General features: G+C 71.8%; 18 protein-coding genes. 9 read left to right on the top strand and 9 right to left on the bottom strand.

The genetic code is table 11. The annotated features are described in order from the left end of the window. Nucleotides 1-84: 84 nt before the first annotated feature. From ACWD10_RS26910 to ACWD10_RS26900, 3 genes are all read right to left on the bottom strand, one after another. A complete protein-coding gene (locus ACWD10_RS26910) occupies nt 85-957 on the bottom strand; it encodes a hypothetical protein (RefSeq protein WP_451095348.1) in 873 nt (290 codons plus the stop codon). Between the two features lie 156 nt (nt 958-1113). Then, nucleotides 1114-2856, bottom strand: a complete 1743-nt coding sequence (locus tag ACWD10_RS26905) for a pyruvate dehydrogenase (protein WP_451095346.1) — start codon at nt 2854-2856, stop codon at nt 1114-1116. A 177-nt stretch (nt 2857-3033) separates the two neighbouring features. Next, nucleotides 3034-4617 (bottom strand): protein phosphatase 2C domain-containing protein, encoded by a 1584-nt coding sequence (locus ACWD10_RS26900; RefSeq protein ID WP_451095345.1) that lies wholly within the window; start codon nt 4615-4617, stop codon nt 3034-3036. A gap of 330 nt (nt 4618-4947) precedes the next feature. Here ACWD10_RS26900 and ACWD10_RS26895 point away from each other — a divergent pair, with 330 nt between their 5' ends. Continuing rightward, on the top strand, nt 4948-5430 hold the full coding sequence (locus ACWD10_RS26895) for a DUF456 domain-containing protein (RefSeq protein WP_451095343.1): 483 nt from the start codon (nt 4948-4950) through the stop codon (nt 5428-5430). Between the two features lie 86 nt (nt 5431-5516). Further along, nucleotides 5517-5639 (top strand): hypothetical protein, encoded by a 123-nt coding sequence (locus tag ACWD10_RS26890; protein WP_451095341.1) that lies wholly within the window; start codon nt 5517-5519, stop codon nt 5637-5639. A 34-nt stretch (nt 5640-5673) separates the two neighbouring features. Here the strand turns inward: ACWD10_RS26890 and ACWD10_RS26885 are convergent, their stop codons facing one another. Then, nucleotides 5674-6219, bottom strand: a complete 546-nt coding sequence (locus ACWD10_RS26885) for a methylated-DNA--[protein]-cysteine S-methyltransferase (protein WP_451095339.1) — start codon at nt 6217-6219, stop codon at nt 5674-5676. Next, the gene (locus ACWD10_RS26880; protein ID WP_451095402.1) at nt 6216-7727 is read right to left on the bottom strand and encodes a bifunctional transcriptional activator/DNA repair enzyme AdaA; all 1512 of its coding nucleotides are present in this window, start codon (nt 7725-7727) and stop codon (nt 6216-6218) included. Before ACWD10_RS26880 ends, ACWD10_RS26885 begins: the two co-directional genes overlap by 4 nt. A gap of 131 nt (nt 7728-7858) precedes the next feature. Between ACWD10_RS26880 and ACWD10_RS26875 the strand changes: the two genes are divergently transcribed. Beyond that, entirely contained in the window at nt 7859-8401 is a 543-nt protein-coding gene (locus ACWD10_RS26875) for a hypothetical protein (protein ID WP_451095337.1), read from the top strand. A 279-nt stretch (nt 8402-8680) separates the two neighbouring features. On the opposite strand, the gene rsgA is transcribed toward ACWD10_RS26875, so the two are convergent. From rsgA to dhaK, 3 genes are all read right to left on the bottom strand, one after another. Next, nucleotides 8681-9757 carry a ribosome small subunit-dependent GTPase A gene (gene rsgA / locus ACWD10_RS26870; protein ID WP_451095400.1) on the bottom strand — a complete coding sequence of 359 codons (1077 nt, stop codon included), beginning with the start codon at nt 9755-9757 and terminating at the stop codon, nt 8681-8683. Between the two features lie 580 nt (nt 9758-10337). Next, nucleotides 10338-10511: a hypothetical protein gene (locus ACWD10_RS26865; protein ID WP_451095335.1), complete on the bottom strand. Its 174-nt coding sequence runs from the start codon at nt 10509-10511 to the stop codon at nt 10338-10340. A 116-nt stretch (nt 10512-10627) separates the two neighbouring features. After that, complete coding sequence (dhaK, locus tag ACWD10_RS26860) at nt 10628-11635, bottom strand: dihydroxyacetone kinase subunit DhaK (protein ID WP_451095333.1); 1008 nt, start codon at nt 11633-11635, stop codon at nt 10628-10630. Between the two features lie 200 nt (nt 11636-11835). On the opposite strand from dhaK, the gene ACWD10_RS26855 reads away from it, so the two are divergent. The 6 genes from ACWD10_RS26855 to ACWD10_RS26830 all read left to right on the top strand — a co-directional run bounded on the left by ACWD10_RS26855 (nt 11836) and on the right by ACWD10_RS26830 (nt 18426). Then, entirely contained in the window at nt 11836-12684 is an 849-nt protein-coding gene (locus ACWD10_RS26855; RefSeq protein WP_451095331.1) for a triose-phosphate isomerase family protein, read from the top strand. After that, nucleotides 12681-13142, top strand: a complete 462-nt coding sequence (locus ACWD10_RS26850) for an RpiB/LacA/LacB family sugar-phosphate isomerase (protein WP_451095329.1) — start codon at nt 12681-12683, stop codon at nt 13140-13142. Before ACWD10_RS26855 ends, ACWD10_RS26850 begins: the two co-directional genes overlap by 4 nt. A gap of 47 nt (nt 13143-13189) precedes the next feature. Continuing rightward, a complete protein-coding gene (tkt, locus tag ACWD10_RS26845) occupies nt 13190-15313 on the top strand; it encodes a transketolase (protein WP_451095327.1) in 2124 nt (707 codons plus the stop codon). Beyond that, nucleotides 15310-16503: a transaldolase gene (gene tal, locus ACWD10_RS26840; protein WP_451095325.1), complete on the top strand. Its 1194-nt coding sequence runs from the start codon at nt 15310-15312 to the stop codon at nt 16501-16503. The genes tkt and tal overlap by 4 nt, the downstream gene beginning before the upstream one ends. A gap of 6 nt (nt 16504-16509) precedes the next feature. Continuing rightward, nucleotides 16510-17514 carry a zinc-dependent alcohol dehydrogenase family protein gene (locus tag ACWD10_RS26835; protein ID WP_451095323.1) on the top strand — a complete coding sequence of 335 codons (1005 nt, stop codon included), beginning with the start codon at nt 16510-16512 and terminating at the stop codon, nt 17512-17514. A gap of 96 nt (nt 17515-17610) precedes the next feature. Beyond that, nucleotides 17611-18426 (top strand): DeoR/GlpR family DNA-binding transcription regulator, encoded by an 816-nt coding sequence (locus tag ACWD10_RS26830; protein WP_451095321.1) that lies wholly within the window; start codon nt 17611-17613, stop codon nt 18424-18426. Here ACWD10_RS26830 and ACWD10_RS26825 read toward each other — a convergent pair. Next, nucleotides 18423-19373: a DeoR/GlpR family DNA-binding transcription regulator gene (locus tag ACWD10_RS26825; RefSeq protein WP_451095319.1), complete on the bottom strand. Its 951-nt coding sequence runs from the start codon at nt 19371-19373 to the stop codon at nt 18423-18425. The genes ACWD10_RS26830 and ACWD10_RS26825 overlap by 4 nt on opposite strands. Between the last annotated feature and the right edge of the window lie 33 nt (nt 19374-19406).

The raw sequence follows: 19406 nt of genomic DNA, 5'->3' as shown, positions 1-19406 counted from the left end.
ATGCCTGTGCCCGGTCCCGCGGGGAAGTTCGGGGCCGGGCACAGCGGAGGGGGACGCGATCAGGCGTACGTACGAAGGCGCCTGTTACAACAGGGTGATGCCGAGGACGTCGCCCAAGACGGCGTCGACGGTCCCGGCGATTCCGGTGCCGAGGGCCTCGGCCAGGCCGGGGTCGCGGTCGGGGGCGTCGTCCAGGGCGTCATCGACGGCCTCGACCAGGGCGGCATCGAACGCCTCGGCCAGTTCGGTGTCGGAGGCCTCGGCCAATGCGGCGTCGACGGCCTCGACCAGGGCGGCGTCGAACGCCTCGGCCAGTTCGGTTTCGAGGGCGTCGGCCAGTTCGGTTTCGAGGCTGCTCGCGCCGCCGCCGAGGACGATGGAGACGTCCTGGCAGCTCTGGACGATGGAGACGTGCTGGGAGCTCTGGCCGATGGAGACGTGCTCGGAGCTCTGCGCGATGGAGACGCCCTCGGAGCTCTGTGTGAGCGACGTGACCGTGATCTTGTCGACGTCGACGGAGCCGACCTTGATGGGGGCCCTGAAGCCGAGCTCGGCGATGATGTCACCGGTCTTCAGGTTGACCCAGAAGCCGCCGATGCTGACGCGCTCGTCGCCCTTCTTCAGCTGCACGCCGCCCTTGAACTTGATCGTGCCGCCGGTGATCCTCCCGTCGGAGTAGCGGATCCTGCTGTCCGGGCCGACCTTGAGTGCGATGCCCGCGGTGCTGTCGACGGCACCGCCGACGCCGGCGGTGACGATGCCTTCGGCCTTCAGGTCGGCGCTCGCGTGCGGGTCGAGGCGGAGCTCGCCGCCCGTGATGTCGGTCTCGTTCTGCGGGGCCACCGTGGCCCCGGCCGGGGCGCGATCAGGGGTGGCGGCGACGGCGGCCGGGACGGTCAGGCCGGAGACGAGGAGCGCGGCGGCGGCGACAGCGGCGGTGCGACGGTAGGCGGTCATGAATGTCACGGACCTTCCTGCGGAAATAGTATGATTTCCCCTTAAGAGACTTCCGCGCCGTGCGGCCCGCACCTCGGCCGGACCACCTAATCCACTCGGACGGCCGACCACCACGCCCGCCGCCGCACCACCCCACCGTTCGCCCGGAACACCCGGTCAGAGCCGAGGCACATTACGGAGGTTGGAGCGGGCCATCTGCACCATTCGGCCCACACCGCCATCCAGGACGATCTTGCTGGCGGAGAGCGCGAAGCCGGTCACCATCTCGGCGCTGATCTTCGGCGGGATGGAGAGCGCGTTGGGGTCGGTGACCACGTCGACCAGGGCCGGACCCTTGTGCTTGAACGCGTCCTTGAGGGCCCCCGCGAGCTGCTTGGGCTTCTCCACGCGCACCCCGTACGCACCGGCCGCCCGGGCGATCGCCGCGAAGTCCGGGTTGCTGTTGGTGGTGCCGAAGGAGGGAAGCCCGGAGACCAGCATCTCCAACTCGACCATGCCGAGCGAGGAGTTGTTGAACAGGACGACCTTCACCGGCAGGTCGTACTGGACGAGCGTGAGAAAGTCCCCCATCAGCATGGCGAACCCGCCGTCGCCGGACATCGAGACGACCTGCCGGTTCCGGTCGATGAACTGGGCGCCGATGGCCTGCGGCAGCGCGTTCGCCATGGAACCGTGCGAGAAGGAGCCGATGACGCGCCGCTTCCCGTTGGGCGAGAGATAACGGGCCGCCCACACATTGCACATGCCGGTGTCGACGGTGAACACGGCGTCGTCCGCGGCCAGTTCGTCCAGGACGAAGGCCACGTACTCGGGGTGGATCGGCACATGCTTCTCGACCTTGCGGGTGTACGCCTTGACGACCCCCTCCAGAGCGTCGGCGTGGCGCTTCAGCATCTTGTCGAGAAAACGCCGGTCGCTCTTGGGCCGCACCCGCGGCGTCAGGCAGCGCAGCGTCTCGCGGACATCGCCCCACACGGCGAGGTCCAGCTTCGAGCGGCGCCCGAGGTGTTCGGGGCGTACGTCGACCTGGACGATCTTGACGTCATCGGGCAGGAAGGCGTTGTACGGGAAGTCGGTGCCGAGCAGGATCAACAGATCGCACTCGTGCGTCGCCTCGTACGCGGCCCCGTAACCGAGCAGCCCGCTCATCCCGACGTCGTACGGGTTGTCGTACTGGATCCACTCCTTGCCGCGCAGCGCGTGCCCGACCGGCGACTTGACCGCCTCGGCGAACTCCATGACCTCCTGGTGGGCCCCCGCGGTGCCGCTGCCGCAGAAGAGGGTGACCTTCTCGGCCTCGTCGATCATCGTGACCAGCTTGTCGAGCTCCGCGTCGCCGGGGCGGACGGTCGGCCGCGAGGTCACCAGGGCGTGCTCGGCGGCCCGTTCGGGGGCGGCCTGTGCCGCGATGTCGCCGGGCAGCGAGACGACGCTCACGCCGCCCTGGCCGACCGCGTGCTGGATGGCGGTCTGGAGCAGGCGCGGCATCTGCTTCGGGTTGGAGATCAGCTCGCTGTAGTGGGAGCACTCGCGGAACAGCTGGTCGGGGTGGGTCTCCTGGAAGTAGTTGAGGCCGATCTCGCTGGAGGGGATGTGCGAGGCGAGGGCGAGCACGGGGGCCATGGAGCGGTGCGCGTCGTACAGGCCGTTGATCAGGTGCAGATTGCCAGGGCCGCAGGAGCCCGCGCAGGCCGCCAGATTCCCGGTGACCTGGGCCTCGGCACCGGCCGCGAACGCCGCGGTCTCCTCGTGCCGCACCTGCACCCACTCGATGTCACCGGTGCGGCGGACGGCGTCGACCACCGGGTTGAGGCTGTCGCCCACCACCCCGTACAGGCGCCGCACACCCGCGCGGACGAGGATGTCGACGAACTGCTCGGCGACGTTCTGCTTGGCCATGGAAACGCACCCTCTCTGGCGGTGTACTGGCCTGGGACGGCCTGGCCCGCCAGGCCCCTGACGTGGTCTTCAGGGCCATCCACTCACGCGGGGCGCGGACCCGCCTCCTGGAGTGCCGGAAGTGGTACGCGCGTTGCCGCCGTTGTACGGCCGTTGCACGGAGGGCGAGTGGCCAGATCACGTCTCCCAGAGGGCGCAGGCCGTGCGGTCGTCGGCGTACCCCTTGGCGCGGAGCTGGGTGTCGGCGAGGAAGGCGGCCAGACCCGGCGGCTCGACGCCCCACCAGCGCTGCCGCAGATGCGCCGCGAACTGAGGCTCGCCGCACAGCGGCTCCGCGAGGCCCGCGGTGCTCAGCAGCAGGACATCGCCCGGCCGGGCGACCGAGGCACGGAACCGGAACGGCTCGCGGGGCTGCTCCGGGGCGGGCTCGTACGGGCTGCCGGGCGTCGCGATGCCGAGATCCATGGTGAGCCGGTCGCCCTCCGGGGTCTCGGACGGGAGCTGCGCGGCCGGGGGCGGGGAGCCGAAGCCGACGACGGGCACGCCGGTCCCCGGATCGGTGACGACCGGCTCGATGTCCTGCCACCGGCCGCCCCTGAGCCGGAACAGACCGCCGCCGCCGACCCCGAAGAACACCCGGGTACGGCACGCCGGATCGGCCGGTACTAGCAGGCAGCGCAGGCTGGTGACGCCGTACTCCTCGGGCTCGACGCCCTGCTCGGCGGCGGACGCGCGCAGCTTGCCGAGGCTGCGGTCGGCGAGCCGCTGCAACCCGGACTTGAGGTCAGCGCGCCGCCCGGCCCGCAGATCCTCGGCGAGCCGGGCATGGCTGCGGCCGACGGCCCGCACGATCCAGTGGCAGACCTCGGCGGCGGCCACGTGGGCACCGGCCGCGGTCCGCGAACCGGTAGCCATGGCAACCACCACGAGGGCACCGTCCCCGGTGCCGAACCGCGCGGTGAGCAGCGCGTCCCGCCGCGGCTCGCCCCGGAACCGCGCGGAGTCCCCGCGCACGGAAGCGGCCCGCAGCGTGCAGACGCCGTACCGCGCCCCGTCGAGCACGGTGTCGGGGACAAGGCCGCCCGGGTCGTCCGGGTCCGCGAGCGGTAAGACGGTGGGCTCGGGTTCGTAGGTGGGTGGACCGGTGCCTACGTGGCTTACGGCGGGGGTGGGGGTGGGGGGTGAGGTGGCCACGGTCTCGGGGGCCGGGTCCGGCTGGGCGTGCCGGGGTTCCGGGACGGGCGCGGCCGGGGGGCGTGGTTCCGGGGAAGAGGGGCGTGGTTCCGGGGAAACGGGGAGGTCAGCCGGGGTTCGGGGGGCGTCCGGGGCCGGGGCTTGGGGCGCGGGCGGGCCGAAGGTCGCAGGTGAGCCGAAGGTCGCCGCTGGGCCGAAGGTTGCCGGTGGGCCGAAGGTCGCCGGTGGGCCGAAGGTCGCCGGTGGGGAGTCGGGCGGGCGCGGCTCCCACGGCGCGCGGGGCGGGGCGTACGGGACGGCGGAGGGTGGGGCGGCGTCGCGGCGGGTGGCGGGTGCGGCGGGCTCAGCGGGTTCCCCGGGCACGGCCGGTTCCGCGGCGGCGAGAGCCCCCGTGGCCGAGGCGTACCGGTCGTCCAGGGAGTCGGTCGCGGCGGCGGGTCCGGTGTCCGGGGTGGCGTCGTCGTAGAGCTGCCCCCACCAGTCGTCCTCCCGGCGGGAGTTGCCGGGAGCGGCGGCGCTTCCGGCGCGGTCGGAGCGGCCGATGTGCCTGTCCCCCTGCTGGCTCATGCCCCTTATTGTCCACAGCACGGGCCGTACGAAAACGGATCAGGCGGGAAATACAGCAGATACGGCCACGCGCGAGCCGTTCCGGACAGGCGTACGAAGGGGCCCGCCGGGCGGCCCCACCCCCCACGGGAAGGACGCCCGGCGGACCGGCCTGGAGGTCTGCCCTTGTGCCTTCGAGGTCTGCCTGTCCTTCTGCCCTTCTGCCTTCATCGTACGAACTCGCGGTCATTCCGGGACGTGCGGACCCCTGCACACCACTGGCTCACGGAGCGTGATCCGTGGGCCCCGGCTCGGCCTGCGCGGGCACCACGGTTCCGGCACGCTTGACAGATGGGCATATGGGAGCTCCTGCTGGTCGGGGCAGTGATGCTGCTCGGCCTCAGCGGGCTCCTGATCCCCGGCGTGCCCGGCGCCTGGCTAGTGTGGGCCGCCGTGCTGTGGTGGTCCTTCCAGGACCGCTCGGGCCCGGCCTGGTGGGTCCTGGTGGGCGCCACCGCGGTCCTGCTGCTCCAGCAGGCGGTGCGCTCCCTACTGCCGCCGCGCCGGTACCGAGGGATCGGGCTCACCCGGCGGACCGTGGTGTGGGCGGGGGTCGGGGCGTTCGTCGGCTTCTTCGTGCTGCCGGTCATCGGGGCGGTGCCGGGGTTCATCGGCGGGATCTACGGTGCGGAGCGGCTGCGGCTCGGCGGGCACCGGGCGGCCGCGGCGTCGACGCGGACGGTGATGCGGGCGGCGGGGACGAGCGTCCTGGTGGAGCTGTTCGCCTGTCTGCTGATTCTGGGCGCCTGGCTGGGAGTTCTGGTCTGGGCCTGACGACGGGGACTGACGACAGGGACTGACGACGGGGACTGACGACGGGGACTGACGACGGGCCTGGTGATCCGTGCCAGGCCCGCGCCATGAGCCGGGTGCCCCGGGTGCCCCGGGTGTGCCGAGTGCCCCGAGTGCCCCGAGAGACCCAGCGCAGCCCGAAGGTCGCCCTCGTCGTGGACGACATCGTCAGCTTCGACCTCGCCCCTTGAGCCTCGCCTCAGACCTCGCCCCTTGAGCCTCGCCTCAGGCCTCGTCGAGGCTGCCCTCCAGGCCGAGCAGGAGTCGCTTGCTGTCCAGGCCGCCCGCGTACCCGGTGAGCGAGCCGTCCGCGCCGATCACCCGGTGGCAGGGGCGCACGACGAGCAGCGGGTTGGCGCCGACCGCGCCGCCGACGGCCCGTACCGCGGCGCGCGAGGCACCGATCCGGGCGGCAAGCTCGCCGTAGCTGGTGGTCGCCCCGTACGGCACCGCGTCGAGCGCCGCCCACACGCGTTCGCGGAAGGCGGTGCCATCGGTGCGCAGGGTGAGCGTGAACTCCTTGAGCTCGCCCGCGAAGTAGGCCCGCAGCTGCTCGGCCGCCTCCCGGAAGGCCGCGGGGTCGCGCCGCCAGTCCGGCCGCGGGGTGCGGCCGCCTCGCTGGCCCGGCACGGACAGCGAGGCCAGCGCGCCGGTGCCGTCTCCGGTCAGGAGCAGCTCGCCGAGGGGGCTTTCGACGGTGGTCCAGTACGTGGTGCCGTGCGTGACGGTCGTGCGGTCGCGGTCGCGGTCTCGGTCTCGGTCGCTGGTCATGGCCTGGTCTCCAAGTCGTTCCGGTCGTACGGCGGGTGTCCGCGGTCGGTCCACAGGTGCTGTTGTGCGTACGACCGCCAGGGCCGCCAGCTGTCGCGCACCGGCTCGCCGGGCACGGCCACGTCGGGGTCGCAGAGGGCTCGCATCCGGATGTACGCGGCCGTGCGCGCGTCCACCCCGGGGACGGCGCGCAGCGCCTGCTCGGCGTCGTCCCGGTCGGCCCCGGCGTCGAGGCGTACGGAGCCGTCGGCGAGCGCCGCCGCGAGCGGCAGGTGCTCGGCGAGCGCCTTCGGCTCGGGGAAGACGTGGGTGAGCCCGCCGCAGGGCACGTCGAGCGGGGTGCCGTACGCGGCGACCAGGCGGGCGGACTCGCGCGGTCCGACGAGCGCACGTACCGCCAGTTCCTCCGGATCGGCGGCGCCCGGCGAGCGCAGGCCCGGGCGGGCGGCGACGAGCGCGGCGAGTGCGGGTTCGGCGCCGAGCCGCTCGTCGACCGCCACGGGGTCGGCGTCCAGATCGAAGACGCGGCGCAGGCGCTGCACGGCGGTGGTCAGATCGCGCAGGTCGGTCACGTGGATACGGGCCTCGAGCCAGGGCCCGGCGGCCCGCTCATCGACGGCGGCAAGCCCGGTGCCGTGCGGCAGCCGCAGCGTGCGGCGGTACGTGCGGGCGCCCGGGCGGTCGCCGAGCACCTCCTCGACGCCGTCGAGGGCCTCGCGCGCGAGCAGGTCGAAGACGGATTCGCGGTGGTAGGGGCCGCGGTGCGCGAGCCGCAGCGGGATCCCGGCGTCGCGGCCCGGACCATCGGCGGAACCGACGGAACCGGCGGCTCCGGCCGCTCCGGCGGCTCCGGCGGCGTCGGAACCAGTGGCTTTGGCCTTGGCCTTGGCAGCGGCCACCCCGGCACCCGCGTTACGGCCCTTCCGGTTACGGCCCGTCCGGGATGTCCTCCGGCCCGCCTCCGCGCGCAGGGCGGTCGGGGTGCGGGCGTAGATCTGCCGGATGGTGTCGTTGAACTGCCGCACGCTCGCGAAGCCCGAGGCGAACGCGATGTCGGTGACCGGAAGGCGCGTGGTCTGGAGCAGGATGCGGGCGGTGTGCGCCCGCTGGGCCCGGGCGAGTGCCACGGGCCCGGCGCCGACCTCGGCGGTCAGCTGGCGCTGCACCTGCCGGGCGCTGTAGCCGAGCCGCTCGGCCAGGCCCGGCACGCCCTCGCGGTCGACGACCCCGTCGCCGATCATGCGCATGGCACGGCCCACCACGTCGGCCCGCGCGTTCCACTCCGCGGAGCCGGGGACGGCGTCCGGACGGCAGCGGCGGCAGGCGCGGAAGCCCTGGCCCTGGGCGGCGGCCGCGGTCGGGTAGAAACGGACGTTTTGTCGCTTCGGGGTCACGGCGGGGCAGCTGGGCCGACAGTAAATACCGGTCGTCTCCACGGCGAAGAAGAACTCTCCGTCGAAGCGCGCGTCGCGGCTGCGCACCGCCTCGTACCTGGTCTCTTCATCGATCACGTACCCCAGTGTGCGCCCTTGGAGGGCGCCGGACCGGCGGGATTCGGACGTGGCACTCGACTTTGCTTTTGATGTAAATGGCGGGCAAAGTTACGTGACTGATCGTTGCTGCATGAGAAGGACCTGCCATGTCTGTTGCTGCTCGCTCCGCTCGTCCCCGGCGCCGACTGCTCGCCGCCTGCGCGGGGGCCGCAGTGCTCGCGCTCTCCACCGCCGCCTGCGGCTTCGACGACCGTGCCGCGGTGGGCACGGTGACGTACGCGCCGAAGGCCGAGGAGGCCGCGGCCGAGGAGGGCCACGACGCGAAGCCCGCCGACGAGAATCCGGAGGGCGAGCACGCCGGTCACGGCGAGGCCGCCGACGGGCAGGAGGGCCACGGGGAGTCCGGTCACGCGGAGTCCGGCGAGGCCGAGGCGGGTCACGGTGAGGCCGCGGCCGAGGAGGGCGGGCACGGCGCGGAGGCCGAGGGCACCACGCTGACCAACCCGAAGCAGAAGGGCTGCCACGTCCTGAAGGGCGGCGCCCACACCATCGAGAACAGGACCCTCAACGACCTGGTCGCCTACGTCGGCACGGACTGCACCGGCGAGTCCAAGCACATCGGCAGCAAGCTCGCCGGTGACCTCGCGCCCCAGGCCGAGTCCTGGCACAGCTTCAAGTTCGTGAGCTGAACTTCTCAGGTTCGTCAGTCCTGAGCTTTTCAAGTTCCTGAGCTGAGCTTTTTCAGGCGAAGTTCCGTCGTACGGGCCCGCCGGCCAGGCCGCCACAGCCGGCCGACGGGCCCTCCCCCGGTGCCCGGCCAGGCACCGGCCCTTCCGGGCGCGGGTTTCGCGCCCCGCACCCGAAAGCTCCCCCCGCGATGCACGCGGTGCACTCGGTGCACGCGGTACACGCGGTACACGCGGTACACGCGGTACACGCGGTACACGCGACAGACGCCGGGAGCGCGGTCAGCGCACCGACCCCCGGCCCCGCCCCCGCTTCGCCTCCATCGCCGCCCGGCCCTGCGCCTGCCGTCGCCGCCACTCGCGGCGCAGCTCCTGCCGGACCCGGACGTCCGTCTTGGCGACGATCCGCTGGTTCTCGCGGAGCAGCTTGCGGTAGCTGTCCAGGCGACGCCGCGGCAGCGCGCCGTCGTCCAGGGCGGCGAGCACCGCGCAGCCGGGTTCCGCCTCGTGCGCGCAGTCATGGAACCGGCACTCCTCGGCCAGTTCCGCGATCTCCGCGAAAACCTGCCCGACGCCCGTCTCCGCGTCCCACAGGCCGACGCCGCGCAGGCCCGGCGTATCGATGAGCGCGCCTCCGGTGGGCAGCGGCAGCAGGTTGCGGGTCGTGGTGGTGTGCCGCCCCTTGCCGTCCACGTCACGGATTTCCTGTACGTCCATCACGTCCGTGCCCACGAGGGCGTTGGCCAGCGTCGACTTGCCCACGCCGGAATGGCCGAGCAGCACGCTGGTGCCGTCCGCGACGACCGCCGCGACCACCTCGACGCCGTCCGACTCCCGGGCGCTGACCGCCAGGACCGGCGTACCGGGCGCGGTCTGCTCGATGTCCCCGACGAGTTGAGCACGGGTCGCCGGGTCCGGCACCAGGTCGGCCTTGGTCAGCACGACGAGGGGCCGGGCCCCGGACTCCCAGGCGAGCGCGAGGAACCGTTCGACGCGGCCGAGGTCGAGCTCCGCGGAGAGCGGGACGACGATCACCGCGTGGTCGACGTTGGCCGCGAGGATCTGCCCCTCCGACCGCTTGGACGAGGTGTTGCGCACGAACGCGGTGCGCCGGGGCAGCAGCGTCCGTACGTACCTGGGATCGCCGTCGGAGTCGACGGCGGCCCAGTCTCCGGTGCACACGACCTTCATCGGGTCGCGCGGCACCACGAACTCGGTATCGGCGCGGACGGTGCCGTCGGCGGTGACGACGTCACACAGCCCGCGATCGACGCGTACAACCCGACCGGGGACGAGCCCCTGCTCGGCGTACGGAGCGAAGACGGTCTCCCAGCCCTCGTCCCAGCCGTACTGCCGCAGGAGGTTCGAGGCACTCGGGAAGGTCGAGGTACTCGGGAACGATGACGAGCGAGTCGAGGAAGAACGAAGTGAGGAAGAGGTGGAGCGAGTCAAGGGGGAACCCTTCACAAGGGTGGCCCCGGCTATGCGCCCTTGGCGCGATGGTGGTTGAGGGTCAGCCGGGGGCCACGGAGGTGGACGTGACGATCTCCTGAGTGCGGGCAGCGCCCTTCGCAACGACAGCCATCAGTCACACCTCCCGGTCCACACAGCTGAGTTGGGGCATCGACGCGATGCCCCTTGGGAACAGGACCAACGATAGGCGGGCCCACGAAGGACCCGCCAACTATTTTCTCCCGGCCTTTCTCTGCGGGCAGGAGCTCAAGGACCTCGGAGATGTCGCGGTACTCGATGACGACGGAGGTCGGGCCGAAGCATTCGACCAGGAGGGACTCCGGGTCCGCCGACACGGCGTCGACCGTGGTGGACAGGAGCTGGGAAGAGGTCCAGTCGCCTTCCTCCGTGTCCTTCTCCACGAAGCCGCGGTGCCAAGGCGTGGATCCGGGTCCGCGGCCCCATCAAGCCGCTCTTCGCGTACTCCTCACAGCACCACCCGCTGTCCGTCGTACGCACCGAGTTCACCGGCGAGGACGACGCCGTCCTTGTCGCCTTCGGCGCCGACTCCACCCGGATCGACGTCAACGACCCGCAGGCCATCGACGCGGCCCTGAAGGTCTGGCGGGGCGACCTCGAAGTCCTGGAGGTCGGCGGGCACGACTGGATGGCCGCCCCCGGATCCCCACCGGCCTCCAGCAGGCCGACTGACCGAATCTCCCCCATCTGGGCCTTGATCGCCTAGGGGGTGCCTCCCCCTCGGCCCCGATGGGGGGCTCAGCAGCCCCAGCGCAGCGCCGGGGTGTGGACCGGGGAGTCCCAGAGCCGCAGCATCTGCTCGTCGGCGCGGCAGAGGGTGATCGTGCAGCCCGCCATGTCGAGGCTGGAGACATACGTGCCGACCAGGGAGCGCGCCACCGCGATGCCACGGGAGTCCAGCAGCGCCGCGAGCTCGGCGAGCACGATGTAGAGCTCCTGGAGCGGTGTCGCGCCGAGCCCGTTGACCAGGGCGATGACGGGCGCGCCCGATTCCTCCGGCAGCTCCGCCAGGACGGCCGCCGCCATGGCTGCGACGATCTCGCGGGCCGAGGTGACGGTGCGCCGCTCGCGCCCCGGCTCACCGTGGATGCCGATGCCCAACTCGATCTCTTTCTCGCCGAGTTGGAAGTTCGGGGTGCCCTTGGCGGGCGTGGTGCAGGACGAGAGGGCGACGCCGTAGGAGCGGGACAAATCGTTCGTGCGGGTGCCGAGGGCGGCGACGTCCGCGAGGGGTGCGCCGGTCTCGGCGAGCGCCCCCGCGATCCGCTCCACCAGGAGCGTGGCGCCGGTGCCGCGCCGTCCCGCATTGGATCCGTCGCGTACGACCGCCACGTCATCGGCGACGAGCACCCGAGCGACCTCGATGCCCTCGTCCTCCGCGTCCTCCGCGTCCTCCGCGGCCATGGCGAAATTCAGCACGTCACCGGTGTAGTTGGTGACGATCTGCACGACACCCGCCCCGGAGTCCGCCGCCTTTGTTGCCCGCAGGATCCGGTCCGGTACGGGCGAGGTGAAGACCGGGCCGCAGACCGCCGCGTCCAGCATGCCGCGGCCGACGAAGCCGATCTGCATGGGCTCGTGCCCCGCGCCGCCGCCGGAGACCAGGCCGACCTTGCCGGGGACGAGGCCACCGGCCCGGGTGACGATCTGGGACTCGGGGTCCACGGCGAGGCCGGGGTGGGCGACGGCCATGCCACGCAGGGCGTCCGGGACGACCGTCTCCGGGGTGTTGATCAGCTTCTTCATGGCGATCTCGTTCCGCCCGTCCGGCTCCGGCCACTCCGGCCGCTCCGGCCGCTCCGGTAGCTCCGGTAGCTCCGGTAGCTGCCCGTAACTCCAGGTTGTGCCTCCGCCCGCTTCCCCTCGAATTTAACATCCTCACTGAGGAAATCGCATCTTGCCCTGAGAACTTCTCGTGTGGTTACGTTGGATTCACCATGACCGATGTGATTTCTGAGAAGTCGATGGCGCCAGGGCTCCCCGTACGGCCCCTCGTCGGGGTGTCCCTGAAGCTCTACTTCGGGCTCGTCGAGACCCGGCGGTGGCTGGCCGATGTGGCGGAGCTCGCCGCCCGCCTGGAGCTGCCACGCCCGGTCGATCTCTTCGTGGCGCCCGCCTTCCCGGCCCTGTCCGACGCCCGCGAACTGCTCGCGGGAACCGGCGTCGCCTTCGGCGCGCAGGACGTGCACTGGGCGGACAGCGGGCCCTGGACCGGCGAGGTCTCGGCGCCGATGCTCCGCGAGTCGGGCGCGCGGTACGCGGAGATCGGGCACGCCGAACGCCGCCACCACTTCGGCGAGAGCGACGAGACGGTGGCCGCGAAGGTCCGCGCCGCCACCCGCAACGGGCTCGTCCCCGTGATCTGCGCCGGGGAACAGCGCGGCGACGACCCGGCCGCCGCCATCGAGGAGACCCTCACCCAGGTGCGGGCCGCCCTCTCCGGCGCGGAGCCGGACAGCGAGATCGTCATCGCGTACGAGCCGGTCTGGGCCATCGGCGCCCAGGAACCCGCCAGCGCCGAGCACGTACGGAAGGTGGCCACCGCCATCCGCGCCTGCCTGCGCCGCCATCACGTGCGGGGCCGACTGCTCTACGGGGGTACGGCCGGGCCCGGCACCTGGTCCGAACTCGTCGGCGCGGTGGACGGCTTGTTCCTCGGCCGTCTCGCGCACGACGTGGAGGGCCTGCGCAAGGTCCTCGAAGAGATCGCCGGCACACCCCCGCGGCAGCACACCCGCACGCACCCCCAGCAGGCCCAGCAGGCCCAGCAGGCCCACGAGAAGGAGTCGGTATGACCGCCAAGCCCGCCATCGCCATCGGCTGCGACGACGCCGGGATCGTCATGAAGGACGCCATGGTCGAGCACCTGCGGAGCCTCGGTTACGAGGTCGCGGATCTCAGCGCCGCCGCGAGCGAGGACTATCCCGAGGTCGCGGAACGCGTCGCCGTGCAGGTCGCCGAGGGCCGCTACGGCCGCGGCATCCTCGTCTGCGGTACCGGCATCGGCATGGCCATCGCCGCCAACAAGGTGCCCGGCATCAGGGCCGCACAGATCCCGGACACGTACTCCGCGGAGCGCGCCCGCAAGTCCAACAACGCGCAGATCGCCTGCTTCGGCAACCGCACCATGGGCGTCGAGTCCGCGCTCATCTGCCTCGACCACTGGCTCGACTCCGACTTCGCGGGCGGCGGCAGCGCGCCCAAGGTGGAGAAGATCATGCGGGTCGAGTCCCGGTATCTGCACGTCGCCTGACGCCACCGCACTCCCCCGTGTCACCTCGGAAGGAGCCCTGATCCAGGGTGAGCACCACCACCAGCACCACCGAGCCGACAAGCACCGTCGCGCCGACCGCCGTTCTCGAGTGGAGCGAGCTCGACCGCCGCGCCGTCGACACCGCGCGCGTCCTCGCCATGGACGCCGTGCAGCACGCCGGGCACGGTCACCCGGGCGCCGCGATGAGCCTGGCCCCGGTCGCGTATCTGCTGCACCAGAGGCTGCTGCGGCACGACCCGAGCGACCCCGACTGGGCGGGCCGGGACCGCTTCGTGCTCTCCGTCGGGCACTCCAGCCTGACCCTCTACACGCAGCTGTTCCTCTCCGGGTACGGCCTGGAACTCGACGACCTCAAGTCCTTCCGCAAGGCGGGCAGTCGGACGCCCGCGCACCCCGAGTACGGGCACACACCGGGCGTCGAGACCACCACCGGGCCGCTCGGGCAGGGCATCGCCAACGCGGTGGGCATGGCGATGGCGGCCCGCTACGAGCGCGGCCTGTTCGACCCCGAGGCGCCCGAGGGCACCTCGCCGTTCGACCACACCATCTGGTGCCTGACCGGCGACGGCTGCCTGGAGGAGGGTGTCGCCGCCGAGGCCGCCTCGCTCGCCGGGCACCAGAAGCTGGGCAACCTCGTCCTGATCTGGGACGACAACAGCATCACCATCGAGGGCGACCCCGGGACGCTCGCCTTCAGCGAGGACGTGCTCGCGCGCCATGAGGCGTACGGCTGGCATGTCGTCCGGGTCGACAAGCAGCCGGACGGAAACGTCGACGTCGAGGCCCTGTACGCCGCGCTCGTCGAGGCCCGCGCCGAGACCGACCGGCCCTCCCTCGTCGCCGTACGCACCGAGATCGCCTGGCCCGCGCCGCACGCCAAGGGCACCGCGGCCACCCACGGCGCCCCGCTCGGCGCGGCCGAGGTCGCCGCCACCAAGGAACTGCTCGGCTTCGACCCGGACCGCACCTTCCAGGTCGAGCCCGAAGTCCTCGCCCACGCACGGCGGATCGCGGACCGCGGCAGGGCCGCGCGGGCGCGGTGGCAGGAGTCCTTCGACGCCTGGCGTGCGGCCCATCCGGAGCGCGCGGCGGCGTACGACCGGATCGCGGCCGGGAAGCTGCCCGAGGGCTTGGAGCAGCGGCTTCCGGTGTTCGAGGCGGGCCAGGACATCGCCACCCGCAAGGCGTCCGGCGCCGTGCTTCAGGCGCTCGGCCCGGTCGTGCCGGAGATGTGGGGCGGTTCCGCCGACCTGGCGGGTTCCAACAACACCACGATCGACGCGAGTTCGTCGTTCCTTCCGGCCGGGAATCCGCTGCCCGCGGCCAGCCCGTACGGCCGCACCATCCACTACGGCATCCGCGAGCACGCCATGGGCGCCGTCATGAACGGCATCGCGCTGCACGGCAACACCCGGGTGCACGGCGGGACGTTCCTGGTGTTCGCGGACTACATGCGCCCGGCCGTGCGGATGGCCGCGCTGATGAGGCTGCCGGTCACCTATGTGTGGACGCACGACTCCATCGGGCTCGGTGCGGACGGCGCCACCCACCAGCCCGTCGAGCACCTGGCCTCGCTGCGCGCGATACCGGGCCTGAAGGTCGTACGCCCGGCCGATGCGAACGAGACCGTCGCCGCCTGGCGCGAGATCCTGCGCCGCCACGACGCCCCGCACGGCCTGTCGCTGTCCCGGCAGAACCTTCCGGTGTACGACGCCGGGGCCACGGCCGGTGCCGCGCGCGGCGGTTACGTCCTGTCCGAGGCGGCGGGCGGCGCGCCGCGCGTGCTGCTCATCGGCACCGGTTCGGAGGTCCAACTCGCCCTGGGCGCCCAGGAGTTGCTGCAAGCGGAGGGCATTGCCGCGCGGGTCGTGTCGCTGCCGTGCCTGGAGTGGTTCGACGAGCAGAGCGCCGCTTATCGCGAGTCGGTACTCCCCGGGTCCGTGCCCGCCCGGGTCGTCGTGGAGGCGGGCATCGCACAGGGCTGGCACCGGATCACCGGGCGTGCGGGCCGGGTCGTGAGCCTGGAGCACTACGGCGAGTCCGCCGACTACCCGTACCTCTACGAGAAGTACGGCATCACCGCCGAGGCCGTCGCCGACGCCGCCCGCGCGTGCATCGAGGACCTTGAGGGCCTTGAGGGAGGCAAGTGATGCGACCCCTGGCAGAGCTCACCGACGCCGGCGTCTCGATCTGGCTCGACGACCTGTCCCGCTCCCGGATCACCTCCGGGAATCTCGCCGAGACGGTGCGGACGAGGTACGTCAGCGGCGTCACCACCAACCCGTCGATCTTCCACAAGGCGATCACGGAAGGCGCCGAGTACGCCCCGGAGTTGGCCCGGCTCGCGGCCCGCGGGGTGAGCGCCGCCGAGGCCGTCCGCATGATCACCGCGGCGGATGTGCGGGCCGCCTGTGACATCCTGCGCCCCGTGTACGACGCCACCGGAGGGCGCGACGGACGGGTCTCCCTGGAGGTGGACCCGGGCTTCGCGGACCGTACGGAGGCCACGGTCGCCGAGGCGGAGCAGCTGTGGTGGCTGGTGGACCGGCCCAACGCGATGATCAAGGTTCCGGCGACCGAGGCGGGCCTCGCGGCGATCACCGAGATCGTCGCGCGGGGCATCAGCGTCAACGTCACGCTGATCTTCTCGCTCACCCGCTACCGGCAGGTCCTCGACGCCTACCAGAACGGACTCGAGCGGGCCCGCGCCGCGGGCCTCGACCTGACCACCATCCGCTCGGTGGCCTCGTTCTTCGTCTCGCGCGTGGACGGCGAGATCGACGCGGCGCTCGACCAGGACGGCACCCCGGCCGCGCTCGCCCACCGCGGCAAGGCCGGGCTCGCCAACGCCCGCCTCGCCTACCGGATGTACGAGGAGTCCCTCGCCACGGAGCGGTGGCGGGCGCTCCGGGACGCGGGCGCACACGTACAGCGTCCGCTGTGGGCGTCGACCGGCGTGAAGAACGCGGCGTACCCGGACACCCTGTACGTCACCGGGCTCGTCGCACCCGACACGGTCAACACCATGCCCGAGGCCACTCTCGACGCCACCGCCGACCACGGCGAGATCACCGGCGTCACCGTGCGCGGCGGCTACGAGGACGCGGCCCAACTCCTCGTGGACATCGCCGAGTTCGGCGTCTCGTACACCGATGTGGTGGAGCGCCTCGAGAAGGAGGGGGTGGCGAAGTTCCAGGACGCCTGGACGGCGCTGCTCGACGCGGTGGACAAGGAACTCACCACCGCCGCACGCTCATCCGCTCCCCACACATCCGCCGCTACTGAAGGACCCACTGCCCCCACTGCCCCAGAATTCACCGCTACAGAAGAAGGGCGCTGATCTGCCATGCGCGCACTCGTTCTCGAAGCCCCCCACAACTACTCCGTCACCACCCTGCCGGACCCCACCCCCGGTCCCGGAGAGGTGGTCATCAAGGTCGCCGCGGCCGGTGTCTGCGGTACCGATGTGCACATGCTGGCGGGCGAGTTCGGCCCGACCAGGTTCCCGGTCGTGCCCGGGCACGAGTTCTCCGGCGAGATCGTCGCCCTCGGCGCGGGCGTCGGCGGCTTCGCCGAGGGCGACAAGGTCGCGGCGGACCCGGCGATCTACTGCGAGGCCTGCCACTTCTGCTCCATCGGCCATGGCAACCTCTGCGAGAACTGGGGCACCATCGGCATCACGGTCGACGGTGCCGCCGCCGAGTTCGTCAAGGTCCCGGCCAAGAACGTCTACCGGCTGCCCGAGACGGTCGACCTCATGCACGCCCCGCTGATCGAGCCGCTCTCGACGATCGTGCACGGCTTCGACATCGTCGCGCCGCGCGTGGGCGATCACTTCCTGATCTACGGCGCGGGCACCATGGGCCTGCTCTACCTGCAGATGGCGCAGCGGGCGGGCGCCGCCTCGGTGTCGGTCGTGGACCTCAACGAGGACCGTCTCGCCGTGGCCCGGAAGCTGGGCGCGGACTACACGGCGACGAGCGCGGACGCCTTCACCCACCGGCGCCTGGGCTGGGAGATCGTCACCGACTGCACCGGCGCGATCCCCGCCATCGAGGACGCGATCACGCGCGTCATCAGAGGCGGCACGTTCCAGCAGTTCGGCTGCGCGCCCGACCAGGAGAACGCCCGGATCTCGCCGTTCCGGATCTACCACGACGAGATCACCATCGTCGGTTCGATGGCGATCCTGCACAGCTACGGCCGCGCCGTGGAGCTCATGGGCAAGGGCGCCATCGACGCCGACACGATGATCACACACCGCTTCGGCATCGACCAGTACGGCGAGGCCCTCGACACCTTCACCAAGGGCACCGGCCGCAAGATCCAGATCGTGCCCGCGCTGACCTGACAGAGGGCCGAGGCCGTGCGGGCGGCCCCTCTCCCGCCCCGACCGAGGGGCCGCCCGCACCTAGACTCGTCGCGCACGACGACAGGAGCAGCACAAGTGCCCGAGAAGCCCGAGGCGCCCGAGAAGCCCGAGAGGCCCGAGAAGCTCGTTCCGAAGGACCGGCGCAAGAAGATCGCCGACCAGGTGCTCGCCGACGGCTCCGTGACCATCGACGATCTCGTACGCGGCCTCGGCGTCAGCCAGATGACGGTGCACCGCGATCTGGACGAGCTGGAGCGGCAGGGCTGGCTGCGCAAGGTGCGCGGCGGCGCCACGGCGATGCCCAACGCGCTGTACGAGTCCAACGCACGGTGGCGGGCCGGTGAGATGGTCGCGGCCAAGGAGGCCATCTGCGCCACCGCCGTCGAGTTCACCGAGCCGGGTCAGGCGGTCATCATCGACGACTCGAGTACGGCGCTGCCGCTCGCCCGGAGCCTGCCGTCCCGCGGCACCTACACCGTGATCACCAACTCGCTCCAGGTCATCAACGACCTGTCGGACGACAGCGGGATCACGGTGATCGGTCTCGGCGGCGTCTACCACCCGTCGTTCAACGCCTTCTGGGGTACGACCACCGCGGACAGCATGCGCTCGCTGCGCGCCGATGTCGCCTTCGTGTCGACCGCGTCCGTGGACGAGGGCAGCTGCTATCTCCAGCACCAGGAGAACATCGTGGTCAAGCGGGCCATGCTGGAGACCGCGCGCTACAAGGTGCTGCTCGCCGACCACACCAAGTTCGGCCGCCAGGCCCTGTACCGCCTCGCCCCGCTCGGCGACTTCGACCTGGTCGTCTCGGATGCCGAACTGCCCGCGGAACAGCAGGAGATGCTGAAGTCCCTGGGCGTGCGTTACGAGCTGGCCGCCGCCGTCTAAGTCCGTTCGTCCCCATTACCGTCGCCATTGCCGTCGCCGTCGGCGATCCGCAGCGGGATGCCGAGGGCGCGCAGCTCCTCCCGTACCTCTTGGGGCAGGCCCGCGTCCGAGATGACCAGGTCGAAGTCGCTGAGCGGGCAGAGCTGGTAGAGCGCCTGGCGGCCGAACTTCGTGTGGTCCACGAGGAGAACGCGACGGCGCGCGGCGGCCAGCAGCGCGCGCTTGACGATGACCTCTTCCTGCGACTGGTGGTAGCAGTGGCCGCCCTCGACCGACGACACCGATATATAGGCGACGTCGGCGCGCAGGGTGCGGGCCGTATCGGCCGTGAACATGCCCACGAACGCGTTGTACTTGCGGTTGTAGACGCCGCCGAGCGAGATGACCTGGATGTCGGTCTCCTCGGCCAGTTCGTTCACCACGTGCAGCGAGTTGGTGATCACGGTGAACGCGCCGCGCTCCACCAGGCCGGTGGCGAAGGGCAGTACGGTGCTCGAGTCGTCCACGACGATGGCCTGGCCCGGCTCGGCCTCGTCGAGCGCGAGGCGGCAGATCGCGTTCTTCTCCGTGAGCGTCGCGGTGCGGCGCCAGCGCGCGTTGGACTCGAAGAGCGCGCTCGGCGCCGCGGTGGCACCGCCGCGGATCTTACGCAGCCAGCCCTCGCGCTCGAGCAGGTCGAGGTCCCGGTGGATCGTCATATGGCTGACGCCGAGGTCCTGGACGAGGTCGTCGATGGTGACCGAGCCGTCCGCGAGGACGCGATCCGCGATGGTCTGCCGCCGCGCCTTGGGGCTGAGCTTGGCCGATTCGGACCGCTCCGCGCCGCCCCGCTCCGCGCCGCCCTGCTGCGCGGCGCCCCGCTCGTCGGCCTCCCGCCCGGCGGCCTCCTGCCTGTCCGGCTCCTGCCTGTCCGGGCCCGCGGTCGGTACCTGCTCGGTGCCGGTCAATGGAGATTCCTTCCCGTGTGTGCAGTTGAGTCT

It is taken from the genome of Streptomyces sp. NPDC002851 (assembly GCF_053591935.1).
The sequence above is the reverse complement of the archived record's forward strand: the minus strand, read 5'-3'. Positions and strand labels throughout refer to the sequence as shown.